Here is a 13,870-nt window from a genome sequence, read left to right on the forward strand (position 1 = left end):
TTTTTTTTTTTTTTTTAAGAGAAAAAATGAGTCGAAGGAATGTAAATGGCTTTCAAGGATTCCACGATGCTTACGTTGATGCTGGTTATGGCAAGCGGGCTTCTTTGGCAAGGAAGTCAAACTTCTCTTAAGTCAATGAGTACTGATGGTACTTTGAAATATGCTTCTTTAAGTTCCGTTGTTTTCAGTGGATGTAATTTTGCCTTTTAACAGGCTATACATATGTGTGATAACTATAAAAATAATTTTAATATTCTTAATCAGTTTTGTTTAACAGCACAATTAAAAAATTTAGTCATGAAAAAGCTGTATTTGTATTGTTGTTTTTTAATGCTCTTTTCTTTGCTTGGTGCTCAGGGGTTGGTTGCCCAGCATCATGTTTCTGGAAAAGTAGTTGACACAAAAAATGAACCGTTAATAGGTGTCAACATCGTAGAAAAAGGAACTTCGAACGGTGTAATTACTGATATTGATGGTAATTACTCGATCGAAGTGTCAGATGGAAATACCGTACTGGTGTTTTCTTTTATCGGGTTCGAGGATATGGAGGTTGTCGTAGATAACCGTACTATTGTTGATGTTGCTCTTCAGGAAACGCTTACTGAATTAGGTGAAGTTGTAGTTACAGCGTTGGGGATTAAACGTGAAAAGAAAACACTTGGTTATTCTATGCAGGAAGTAAAAACTGAAGATTTCAATGAGGTTCGTTCCGAAAATGTATCCAATATGCTTCAGGGAAAAATTGCCGGTGTTTCCATTGCACAATCTTCAAGTGGAACCGGTGGATCTACACGTGTGGATATTCGTGGATTAAATTCATTGAGTGGGAATAATCAACCTTTGTGGATAGTGGATGGCGTACCTGTAGATAATTCATATGGTGGGAGTTTTGATCAATGGGGTGGTTCGGATGTTGCTACTGCTGCATCGGAAATAAATCCAGATGATATCGAAAGTATTTCCGTTTTGAAGGGACCAAATGCTGCTGCTCTTTATGGTTCACGTGCTCAAAACGGAGCGATAGTTGTTACTACCAAGAGGGGAGAGCATAATGAATCTATTGAGGTTAATTACAATGGTAATTACACATGGACAAAAATTTTTGATGGTTATGATTTTCAGTGGGAATATGGGCAGGGTAATGCCGGGAACTTTGACATTTCTTCCACTGAGGCTTGGGGTCCAAAAATGAATGGACAGAGTATTGAAAACTGGCGTGATCATTTTTACGATCGTGAGGTTGGTTCTTACGCCATGGAGTCGCAAAAAGGGCGTGTAAAAGATTTTTTTAGAACAGGCTTGAGTGCTACTAATTCTGTTTCAGTAAAGGGAGGCGGAGAAAATATTGCAGGACGGTTTGCTTTTACAGATACACAGATTGACGGTATTACGCGTAACAATAGCATTGACAGAAAATATTTCGATTTTAGTTCCAACTTTAAATACAATCGTCTTACAGTTGATGTAAAAGGAACTTATACACACCAAGAAACCAGGAATAGGGTTGCTTTGGGGGAATATGGAATGATGCAGCAGTTTACAAAAATGCCTCCGAATATTCGTATTCAGGATCTTCAGGATAATATGACAGTTGAGGATGTTCCTATGAATTGGTCAGGACCAAGTAATGAGCATCTTAGCCCTTATAGTTTTATTACTGAGAAAAGATGTTCTGCGGACAAGAGAGACCGAATTATGGGTGTTGTAAACTCTTCTTTTGAAATTACCAACTGGCTTTCGATTGCCGGAAAAACAGGCATAGACTTTTTGCAGGATCACGGTGGGTTTTACGGGATAAAAAGTGTAAGCGGGGATAATCCTATGCGTAGTCGCTCAGAAATCCAAATAAAAGAAGTCAATTCAGATGTTATGCTAAAAATTAACAAAACATTCAATGACTTTTCGCTAAACTCCAATCTTGGGGCGGCTGTTATGAACAGAAAATATGAATCCTTAAGTGGAAGCTCCGGGACTCTTGTTATTTACGGATTTAATAAATTATCAAACGGTTCGAGTCAATCTGCTGGTGAATACTCTTCTGAAAAAGAGATACAATCTGTTTTGGGTAATCTACAATTGGGCTATAAGAATCTTCTGTTTTTGGATGTAACAGGAAGAAATGACTGGTCATCTACTCTCCCGGCCAAGCACCGTTCTTATTTTTATCCTTCATTTAATTTAAGTGGAATCGTTTCAGATATGGTTGAATTGCCTGAATCAATTGATTTCTTAAAAGTACGTGGTTCATGGGCACAAGTTGGTAATGATACTGATCCGTATAGATTATCACAGGTGTATAGCTTCGGAAAAATTAACGGAAACCTTATTTCTGCAACCCTGCCCAATACTCAACCCTTCTATGATTTGAAACCGGAAGAAACAAAATCATGGGAAACAGGATTTGACTTCAGGATGTTCAAAAATCGTTTGGGATTTGATATGACTTATTATACTTCCAATACAGTCAACCAGATATTGACATTGGATACACCTCATTCTACTGGTTATACCAGTAAATTTATCAATGCAGGTGAAATTGAAAGTAGTGGGCTTGAGGTTATGTTAAATGCAGTGCCTGTAAAAACTAAAGACTGGCAATGGGACCTTAACTTTAACTGGGGTACCAATACGACTGAATGTATTGAGTTGGATGAGGATGTAAAATCGCATACCCTTGGAGAGATGCGAATTGGGCGAGTTGTTGTTGAGGAAGGTGGAAAATTCGGCGATATTAAGAGTAAAGCATTTGAACGGGATGATGAAGGAAATATTCTTGTTAGTGATAACGGACTTCCCATTGCAACATCAGAGTATGTGAAGGTGGGGAATATGATGCCTGATTGGACAGGAGCTGTTACTTCAAGTTTAGCATACAAAGATCTTTCATTAAAAATACTTATTGATATTCGATCAGGTGGCGATATACTTTCTGTTACAGATGCGCTTGCGACGCAGGCTGGTACTTCAGAACGCACTCTCGAAGGCAGGGATGGAATGGTTGTTGACGGTGTACTTTCTTCTACTGGTGTGCGAAATACGCAAGAAGTTACCGCTGAGGAATACTGGGCATCTGTAGGAGGTCCATATGGAATTGGTGAAGCTTTTATATATGATGCCTCTTATGCAAAAGTCAGAGAAATCTCTCTGGGTTACAGAATACCTGAATCATTGTTGGAAAGAATATCTTTCCTGAAGGCGGCAAAATTCTCATTGGTAGGACGCGATCTGTTCTATTTGGTTCGACACACGCCGGGAACTAATCCTGAAGGAGCTTCCAGCCAGCAGGACTGGGCCCAGGCATTTGAACTCAACTCTTTGCCCCCATCATATAACATTGGTTTCAACATTAATTTAACATTTTAAAAAATTGAACGATGAAAAAAATTTTTAAATTTTTTCAGATATTCATTGGACTGCTTATCGTATCTGTCGGGTGTACTGACGATTTTGATGAGATGAACACAAATCCCAATGCGGCAACAGAAATTAATCCCAGTTTGCTGTTGCCAAAGATGGAACGCGAAGCCGTCAATAGTGGATATGCTAACTACCAGATGGGAGAGAACCTTCATGCAAATTTGTATGTTCAATGGATGAGTAATACAGCTTCATCTTTTTCTTCTGGGCGCTATGAGTATAATAATAGCTGGGTTACAAGCGCTTATTGGACGCCCTATTATACCTTTGTTTTAAAGAATCTGCTTGACATAAAACAAATGGCGAAAGAAACGCCAAAATATGAGCAAATGTATCATATTGCCCGTATTGTTGCTGCTATTGGGACGGCACGTACAACCGATTTGTTTGGCGATGTTCCTTATAGTGAGGCAAGCCGTGGAACAGAAAAGCCGGCCTATGATGCACAAAAAGATATTTATTACAGCATCTTTGATGAATTAAGGGGAGCCACCGAGGCACTATCTACTGGTTTCGAAACAGAACAAATGAATTATGGGGCACAGGATATTATTTATGGAGGAGATGTGAATAAATGGATTAAACTGGGGAACTCTCTTCGTCTTCGCTATGCTCTTCGCCTCTCATTTGTTGATCCTGACAAAGCAAAACAAGAAGGAGAAGCTGCTCTTAACGGGGAACTTTTTACTTCTGTAGGAGATAATGCCGGGCTGGAAACAAGCGTTGACGACAATTCCGGTATCGGTCATCCTCTTTACACCGTGTGCTACTGGAATGAATTCAGAATGAGCTCTACTTTGGAAGAAGCATATAAAGAACTTAGTACGGTTTACGATCCTCGTATGGAGTTTTATTGGGGTGTAACAGAGGATACTTGGGGTACAGAGTCTCCGGAATTTAAAGGTATTCGCAATGGATTGCCATCCAATCAATTATCTGAGACCGGAAATACCCCCGCTGAAAATTCTAATATTTGGGGGCTTCTGTGGGCACCGGAATGGAATTCGGGGCAAGGAAAACCCAGTGGGTTTAGGGCTTATCCTTTCTATACCATGCGTTTTTCAGAAGTTTGTTTCCTTAAAGCTGAAGCTGCTATCAGAGGGTGGAACAATGCAGGGAATGCACAAACCAACTATGAAGATGGAATACGCGCATCTTTTGAGGAAGCTCGACACGAAGTAGATCCAAGTCTTTATTCGACTGAAAATGATCAGACTTACATTACTACCGGTTCTGTTGCATGGGACGATGCAGCAGAGTTTGAATCAAAGCTGGAAAAAATCATCACACAGAAATGGATCTCCTTGTTGCCAAATGGGAATGAAGCCTGGGCTGAATTCAGGAGAACTGGATATCCTGAATTAATACCGATTGTTCAAAGTGAGAATTCGTCAATTAATCCAAACAACGGAGAATTCATAAAAAAACTCCGGTATGTTGATAAAGAACGCGAAGAAAATACTGAAAATGCTACATCCGGATCTCTTAATGAAGGACAAGGAGATGGTCCTGATGTTCGAGTTTGGTGGGATACAGGAAGGTACAATTAATGATTTTTAATAAATAGTGCTAGCAAGAAAACTAAGCTTTTTTTGCAGTCTTTGATAAGAAAGCGCCAAATACGAGGTTTTGGAATAACGAAGTAGTTGGTGTTTTCTTGCAAAGACTAAATAGGACATTCTCTTGTTAAGTAAAATATTGCAAGGGAGGTGCTACAGTTCGATTAGTAGTGTTTTTTTAATACAATTATTATTATGGTAGATATAGGCAGGAGGAAATTTGTAAAAACTGCAGCAGTTGCAGGTGCTGGTCTTACTATTGTTCCGGGGTCGGTTTTGGGAAGACGTTTTGGTCATGTGCCTCCTAGTGATAAATTAAACATTGCCGGAATTGGAATTGGAGGAATGGGTAGGAACAATCTACGCAACATGAGTGGAGAAAATATCGTTGCATTATGTGATGTTGACTGGAATTATGCCGGAAAAACATTCAAAGATTATCCCAAAGCCGAAAGATTTAAGGACTGGAGAAAAATGTTTGAAAAAATGGGAGATTCCATTGATGCCGTAATGGTTGCTACTCCCGATCATACTCATGCTGGGATTACAGCACATGCCATGACGCTTGGAAAACATGTTTATACTCAAAAGCCTCTAACTCACTCGGTTTATGAATCACGTCTGTTGTCCAAACTCGCTAAAAAATATGGTGTTGCTACACAGATGGGGAATCAGGGAAACTCTTATGTTGATATTCGCAGAGTATGTGAATGGATTTGGTCTGGAGCTATTGGTGAAGTTACCGAAGTTCATGCATGGACTGATCGCCCAATCTGGCCACAGGGTCTTCAACGTCCAGTTGAAAAGATGAATGTTCCGGGTACTCTTGACTGGGATTTGTTTTTAGGACCAGCGAAGTATCGTCCTTATCATTCCTCATATACTCCATGGAATTGGCGTGGTTGGTGGGATTTTGGAACAGGTGCACTTGGAGATATGGCGTGTCATGTTCTTGATCCGGTATTTTGGGCTTTGAAATTGAAGTATCCTACTAAAGTTGAGGGGTCTTCTACACTTGTTAATATTGAAAGTGCTCCACATGCCGAAATTGTAGAGTATACTTTTCCGGCTAGAGAAAGTATGCCTAATGTTAATATGCCTGAAGTGAAAGTAACGTGGTATGATGGCGGTCTGTTGCCGCGTCGTCCGATTGAACTTTTAGACGGCGAAGTGCTTGGTAAAGATAGTGGTGGAGGTTTATTGTTTGTCGGTACGAAAGGGAAAATTATGACAAGTTATTATGGAATGAATCCAACATTGTTGCCTTATTCCAAGATGGACGATTTTGAAGAGCCAAAGCCTGTGCTGCGCCGTATCCCTGGCTCAGAAAATGGGCCTTGGAGTGGTGCACATGAACGTGATTGGATTCGGGCCTGTAAAGAGCCAGCGGATAGTAGGTTGGAAACTAGTGCCAATTTTGCCTATTCCGGTCCCCTTAACGAAATGGTTGTAATGGGTGTTCTTGCAGTCAGACTTCAGGGGTTAAATCGGATTTTAGACTGGGACGGTGAAAACATGCGATTTACGAACATCTCTGATTCAGACAAACTTAAAATTGTTACCAAAGATAAATTTGAAGTAATTGACGGTGATCCTAAATTTCAAAGAGAATATGCTGAGTTTAATGCCAAAAGTATGGCAGAGGAATGGGTTAAGCATACTTATCGGAATGGTTGGTCATTGCCAAATATGCCTGTAGATTAGATAGTTTTAAGAGAGGAGTGCTGTAGCAAAACAGGTCCTCCACCTTAAAAAGGATTGTCACTCGATCACAAAAAAAATATTGTAATGATGAGAAATACATTTTATAAGATTTTCCTGATGCTTGCAGCTGTCATCTTGTCGATAAATATTTTTGCCCAAAAAGATAAGGTGGAAAAAACCGGCTTAAAACTCGGAGTCCAAAGCTACACATTCCATAAATTTACTTTTCAGGAAGCTGTTGACAAAACACGCCAGTTGGGACTGGATTACATAGAAGTCTATTACGGCCAGCCTCTTGGCGAAGGCATGAAAGGTACCATGGATTTCCGAATGGATAAGAAGACTCGTAAACAGGTACAGAAGTATGCAAAATCGAAAGGCGTAAAAATTATTGCCAGTGGTGTGATTATTTGCAAAGACAAAGGTGAATGGAAACAGCTTTTCGAATTTGCTGACGCCATGGAAATTGAAATTATTACTTGTGAGCCTGAATATGGACATTTGAAATATGTGGATAAGATGGCTAACAAATACAAAATCGATGTGGCCATTCATAACCACCCGAAACCTTCAAATTACTGGAAACCCGAATTGTTTCTCGAAGCTACGAAAGGGTTGAGCAATCGTATTGGTGTGTGTGCCGATGTTGGTCACTGGGCACGAATGGGGTTAGACCCCGTAGAGTGTTTAAAAAAGGTTGAAGGAAAAATAAAATCTCTGCATTTTAAAGATATAAAAGAAGAAACAGAAGGAGAGCGTCATGATGTTATATGGGGAACAGGGGCGCTAGATTTGAAAGGAATGCTTAACGAACTTAAAAGGCAGAAGTTTGAGGGAGTTTTTTCAATCGAGTATGAGCACAACTGGATGAAATCTGTTCCCGACATAAGAAAAAGCATCCGGTACTTTAATGAATTAAAAGAAAAAGATATTTTGAAGTAGTTACGCTACAAAAAGACAATAATGAGTGCGGGCGTGGGGATTACCTCAAAAATCAGGGCCTTGCCCCAAGCTATTGCTATCAGGCTTTCATCCTGTTTATATCTTACATGTCTTAATGTATAAGGCAGGTTAAATCTTTAGAATTAAAGTATAAGATTATTTTAGTTCGTTTCGGGTGGTAATTGATTTATTGCTGTGAAGTAAGATAGAGCAATAGATGTAGCAGGTATAAAAATAAAAATTTTCACAATTATAAATTTTGGTTCATGAATAAGTATATAATTTTATTTTTTGGGGTATTACCTTTATTGGTAAGCTGCAATCAACCACAAAATCAGCTTTCGAAGGAAGATAAAAAAGATGGCTGGCAACTTCTCTTTGACGGATCTACAACCAATGGTTGGCATAAATTTAACGGGAACGATAGTGTGCTGGGTTGGGTCGTTGAAGACCAGTGTCTTGTGGCTCTTGGGGAAGGTGGTGACATTGGCGGGGATATTGTTTCTAATCAGAAATACAAAAATTTTGAACTTAAGTGGGAGTGGAAGATTGAATCTTATGGGAACAGTGGTGTTATGTATCACGTTATTGAAAACGAAAAATTTGGCGCTCCCTACCTCACTGGTCCGGAATATCAAATGATTGATGATTTTGACTTTCCACAGGAACTGGCCGATTGGCAGATGACAGGTGCCGATTATGCCATGCACATAGCCGATCCGGACAAAAAAATTATCAAAAATGCAGGAGAATGGAATACTTCCCGTATTGTCTTTGACAACGGTCATGTAGAACACTGGCTTAATGGGGCAAAAATTGTAGAGTTTGAAGCATGGACGGATAAATGGTTTGAACTCAAAAACAGTGGAAAATGGAAAAGTGCTCCTGAATATGGCTTGGCACAAAAAGGACACATCTGTTTGCAGGATCACGGTAGCAAAACATGGTTTAAAAATATTAAAATTAAAGAACTACCCGACAAACATGAATCTTATAATCTTTTCAACGGCAAAAATCTTGATGGATGGGAAAAATATGGCAATGAAAAATGGTATGTGAAAGATGGTGTCATCATTGCAGAAAACGGTCCTGATAAGGAATATGGTTACCTGGCAACTCGTCGATATTATGATGATTTCGACCTCTCCTTGGAATTCAAACAAATAAGAGACGGCAATAGTGGATTGTTTTTCAGAAGTCTGCTGGAAGACACAAAAATATCAGGATGGCAGGTTGAAATTGCCCCTCCCGGAAATGATACCGGTGGTGTTTATGAATCGTATGGCCGCGGATGGCTCATTCAGATCCCTGAAGAAAAGGAAGAAATTCTGAATTACGGGGAATGGAATACCCTCCGGGTTAAGCTAAATGATTCAAAAATAAACACCTGGCTTAATGGAAAACAAATGATAGAGCTAGAAGATGATAAAATTGGTCAGGGAGTGGGACGAATTGCTTTGCAAATTCATTCCAACGCCGATATTAAAATAATGTTCCGGAATATTAAACTTGAGGAATTAGGGGATGATAGGAGGAATTAGGTGCTGCTTTAACTTAATGTATTAGTTCCCTATTCTTATATTGTTAGATCAGATAGAATTATTAAGAAATTATTAGTTTTTTTTGGCAAGGTTTAAAGAAATCATACTTCTATTGATTGGGGGGCCTATAATTGGACCCAACTATAAAGGTTATTCCTGTTTTTTGGGATTGCCGAGTTCCAGTCAGGAGGCCGGTTTTTGTGCTTTTTGTTTTGCAAATGCTTATATGCTTTATAGTGGCTTAAAAAAAACTTGTACTTCTTCTCTTATTGAACAGGCAATGGTGCAGAATCTTATATTTCAAGTTAAGAATTTGATCTAATCCTGGTGTTTTTGATTTATTTTTAATAGTGGGGTGTTAAATAAAAATTTTAAAAACTTGTTTTTAAGCAGGCTTTAGAGATAATAAAAGGTAATTAATGCTACAAGGGTAGCAAAAGAGAATTTGATCTTTTATTAGAAAAGAAGAAGCGGTTTAAAATTAAGGCATCAGAGAAAAAGCAGGGTGTTATTTTTCTTTATGAGTGCAGTTGTATGCCAGGGTGATAGAAAGAGACATTGGAACTTCTTTTTATTGGTAATATTCATTCTATGTGTCGTAACACAGGAGTCATTTCCTATGAGTTGACGACAATTTGTGGACCTGGTTTTAATTAATTGATGTTGGGTTGTCTTTGTCTAGTAATTTTTTCTGAGACAACAGTTTGTAATAATAACAATTTGATATGGCCAAATTAATTTCCATTTTTGTTTTTGTTCTATTATTTTTTAGTGGATGTAATAAATCACAAAATTCCACTTTAAGATCACCTAATAGAAATCTTACTGTTTCTTTTCAATTAACTAGTGGTGGAATCCCATTTTATCAAGCTTCCTTACATAATGAGCAGGTGATAGCTCCCTCTTTTTTGGGATTTGAGTTTAAGGATATGTCAGTATTTCAAAAGGATATGAAAATTATATCTGTTAAACATAGTTCGCATAATAATATATGGGAAACCCAATGGGGTGAAAAGAGAGAAGTTGTTAATCATTACAATGAGATGATTGTTTCATTGAAGGAACAAAAAGCACCTAACAGAAAATTGAAAATTTTCTTCCGGGTTTTTAACGAAGGGTTTGCTTTCAGATATGAATTCCCTGAACAAGAAAATATGTTGGGAGATGTTGTTATTTTAGATGAGATGACAGAGTTTAATTTAACTGGAGATCATACAACCTGGTGGATTCCCGGGGATTGGGAAATCTACGAGCATCATTACAATAAAACAAAAGTTTCAGAAATCGATGCTATATCAAAGCGAAACCATCCTGATCTTGGGCAAACCTATATTCCCTACAATGCAGTGAACACTCCTGTGACGATGAAAACAAACGGTGGTGTATATCTGAGTATACATGAGGCTGATTTAACTAATTATGCCGGTATGACTTTGAAGCTTAATGAAAGCAAAGATGGCTTTGTGAGCGAATTGGTTGGTTCGAAACGACTGGGATATAAAGTGAAAAGGAACATGCCCTTTGAAACACCTTGGCGTGTTGTTCAGGTTTCAGAATCTGCGGGCGGACTTATTGAAGGTTCTGATATTTATATGAATTTGAACGACTCTAACAAAATAGGAGACGTTTCATGGTTCAAGCCTACGAAATATATGGGTATCTGGTGGGAGATGCACATTGGTAAATCTACGTGGTATATGAATTCCAGGGAAAAAACCGGAAGCAATGATTCGATGGTAAAACATGGTGCAAGAACTGAAAACGTCAAACAATATATTGATTTTGCATCAGAAAATGGGATTGGTGCACTTCTTATAGAGGGATGGAACACAGGTTGGAACCACTGGTGCGGGTTTCCTGATCGAGAAGGTGTATTTGATTTTGTTACCCCTTATTCCGATTATGATTTACAGAAGTTGGTTCGCTATGGAAAGCAAAAAGATGTTGAAATTATGATGCACCATGAAACGTCTGCTGCACCAAGAACCTATGAACAACAACTCGATACCGCTTTTTCACTAATGCAGAGTCTTGATTTGCATACAGTGAAAACCGGGTACGTAGGAAACATTATTCCTGAGGGTGAATATCATCATGGACAATGGATGGTAAATCATTATCAAAAAGTAATTGAGACTGCTGCCAAATACAATGTCGCTGTGAATGCTCATGAGCCAATAAAGGCTACCGGTAAACGTAGAACATATCCAAATATTATTTCACGTGAAGGATTAAGGGGGCAGGAGTTTAATGCGTGGGCTACTGATGGAGGAAATTTGCCGTCGCATTTACCTACTGTTGCTTTTACAAGGATGTTATCAGGGCCTATAGATTTTACTCCTGGGATTTTCAATATTAAACTTAACCCTTACAAGCTCAACAATCAGGTTAATACAACTATTGCGAAACAGTTGGCATTGTATGTAGTGTTATATAGTCCAATACAAATGGCTGCAGATTTACCCGAAAATTATCAAGATCATGCTGCATTTCAGTTTATTCGTGATGTCGGAATTGATTGGGAACAAACAAAAGTTATAGATGGTGAAGTGGGTGAATATGTTGTTATTGCCCGTGAAGAGCGTGACACCGGTGATTGGTTTATAGGAGCCATTACGAACGAAAGTGCCAGGGAAATGGAACTTTCTTTCGATTTTCTTCCCGAAGGTGAAACTTTTAAGGCAACTATATACAAAGATGGGATGGGTGCCCATTGGAAAAAAAATCCAACGGATTTTGCCATTGAAGAAGCAGTGGTTGATTCAGATACTGTATTACCTATAAGACTTGCACCTGGCGGAGGTATTGCAATTAGCGTGTTTAAATATAATCATAATTAAGGAAGTTGACTGCAGTTATTATTTCATAAAACAATCTTTGATATTGTTCAGATTATTAAAAATGATTTGTGGGATGAGATAAAATCAGGTATAGATAGATACGAGGGTGAAAATTGACAGTAAAGGCTTTTTAAAGGTTTTATAAACATTGATCTTAATTTAATTATAATAAAAAATGGGAAAATATTTTATCATATTATGTATTTCGTTGTTATCCTTTGCTTGTAGTAATAATGAGAGTTGGTTGACAGATGATCTTGGCAGTCCTGTGACTGAAGAAAAAGGAGAGAAAAAATTTACCGGATTGAATCCAGAAACCGGATCGTATCCTGGGGGTAGAGGAGGAAACGATTTAATTATTTATACACCTGATTACGGTAAAAGAACAGAAACAAATGAATGGGGTGTTGAAGCCATTGTAAAAGATGGAATAATTGTAAGCATAGGTCATAATGATAGTGAAATACCCCAAAATGGATTTGTAATATCTGGTAACGGGGAATCATCAAAGTGGATTAATGATACTCTTAAAATAGGGATGAAAGTGGAACTTAAAAATGAGTTTCTTCACTATTCATATTCGGAAAATGCAGATGTCAGAAGAGCAAGAATTTTTTATAGAATGGGTTTGAAGAGAATTAAGGAAAAAAACATTGATTTTATTGGGAGTGATGATATTAAACGGGTGAACCAACAATTAGGGAAAAGTTATTCTGAACTTATAAGGAATAAGAAGAAAAATGCGCCTAAGAAAATTAGAAAGGCTGGTTCTTTATTATCAAACATAGCTGTTGATTTTTACTATAGAACTTTTAGTTATTCGGGAAAGGATGAATTTAGAGGAGTATGGATTAGAATTTCTGACAAGACTCCTGAAGGACTCAGAGCTACTGTGGAAAGCATTGCAGAGGCCGGTTTTAATGCCATCTTACCTGAGACAATATATAATGGTTATGCGATATATCCGAATCATTCTCTTCTACATCAAATGCCTCAGTTTCATGGGTGGGATCCAATGAAAATTTTGGTGGAAGAATGTGAAAAATACAATATCCAGTTAATCCCGTGGGCCGAGATGTTTTTTGTTGGTAGGGATGATTCCCCTGTCGTTAAAGAAAAATCAGATTGGCTTGCTGAATTTCGAAATGGGAAGAAACATGCTACTCTTGAACCTGCATTTTGCTATCTATGTCCCGCTCGGCCTGAAGTGCATGATTTTTTATTAGGAGTATTAAAGGACGTAGCAGGTAAGTATGAAATTGATGGAATACAATTAGATTATATAAGGTATTCTTTGAGTATACCCTGGGATAAGGGAATGTGTTATTGTGAATATTGTCAAAGTGAAGTAAAAAAGAAGTATGGATTCGATATTTTGAAAATTACGCCTGATGACGCGGAATGGTCAACATGGAATGATTATAGAGCCAATAATATTACCTCTTTCGTAACTCAGGTTAATGAACTTTTTAATTCTGAGTTCCCCGATCTTCCCATTTCTACCGATGTGTTTCCTGATAAGGAGCAAAGCAAAATTCAAAAAATGCAGGATTGGAGTAGCTGGGTACAAAAAGGGATGATTGATGAATTGTTTATAATGAACTATCACCTTGATAATAATGCAATGCGTCAGGCTACCCTGGATATGTTGGATGAGCTTCAAGGTACAAGTGTAAAACCGATTGTTGGTTTAGGACCTTTTATGGGCTATAAGCCACATGTTTTACTGGAACAGATTGAAATATCAAGAGAGGAAAAGACTGGTGGGGTATGTCTTTTTTCATGGCATTCTTTATCAGAGAAGGATATTCATGCTTTGAAGAAGGGAGCTTTTTTTAAACAATAATCGCTGAATCGGTTGTTAAAT

7 protein-coding genes are annotated in these 13,870 nt (G+C 38.1%); all 7 read left to right on the forward strand.

Annotated elements, in window-relative coordinates:
• Nucleotides 1–297: 297 nt before the first annotated feature.
• The 7 genes from W7W_RS0117160 (at nucleotide 298) to W7W_RS0117195 (ending at nucleotide 13,849) form a co-directional block, all read left to right on the forward strand.
• Nucleotides 298–3,363 (forward strand): SusC/RagA family TonB-linked outer membrane protein, encoded by a 3,066-nt coding sequence (locus W7W_RS0117160; protein ID WP_010664901.1) that lies wholly within the window; start codon nucleotides 298–300, stop codon nucleotides 3,361–3,363.
• Nucleotides 3,364–3,374: 11 nt separating this feature from the next.
• A complete protein-coding gene (locus W7W_RS0117165; RefSeq protein ID WP_010664902.1) occupies nucleotides 3,375–4,967 on the forward strand; it encodes a SusD/RagB family nutrient-binding outer membrane lipoprotein in 1,593 nt (530 codons plus the stop codon).
• Between the two features lie 204 nt (nucleotides 4,968–5,171).
• Nucleotides 5,172–6,680 (forward strand): Gfo/Idh/MocA family protein, encoded by a 1,509-nt coding sequence (locus W7W_RS0117170; RefSeq protein WP_010664903.1) that lies wholly within the window; start codon nucleotides 5,172–5,174, stop codon nucleotides 6,678–6,680.
• An 84-nt stretch (nucleotides 6,681–6,764) separates the two neighbouring features.
• Nucleotides 6,765–7,622, forward strand: a complete 858-nt coding sequence (locus W7W_RS0117175) for a sugar phosphate isomerase/epimerase family protein (RefSeq protein ID WP_010664904.1) — start codon at nucleotides 6,765–6,767, stop codon at nucleotides 7,620–7,622.
• A gap of 266 nt (nucleotides 7,623–7,888) precedes the next feature.
• Nucleotides 7,889–9,163, forward strand: coding sequence for a 3-keto-disaccharide hydrolase (locus W7W_RS0117180; protein ID WP_010664905.1), 1,275 nt, complete (start codon nucleotides 7,889–7,891; stop codon nucleotides 9,161–9,163).
• Nucleotides 9,164–9,888: 725 nt separating this feature from the next.
• The gene (locus W7W_RS0117190) at nucleotides 9,889–12,003 is read left to right on the forward strand and encodes a glycoside hydrolase family 97 protein (protein ID WP_010664907.1); all 2,115 of its coding nucleotides are present in this window, start codon (nucleotides 9,889–9,891) and stop codon (nucleotides 12,001–12,003) included.
• 175 nt (nucleotides 12,004–12,178) lie between these two features.
• Entirely contained in the window at nucleotides 12,179–13,849 is a 1,671-nt protein-coding gene (locus tag W7W_RS0117195; protein WP_010664908.1) for a glycoside hydrolase family 10 protein, read from the forward strand.
• The last annotated feature ends 21 nt before the right edge of the window (nucleotides 13,850–13,870 follow it).

The organism is Marinilabilia salmonicolor JCM 21150, assembly GCF_000259075.1.
In the GTDB taxonomy this organism is placed as follows: domain Bacteria; phylum Bacteroidota; class Bacteroidia; order Bacteroidales; family Marinilabiliaceae; genus Marinilabilia; species Marinilabilia salmonicolor.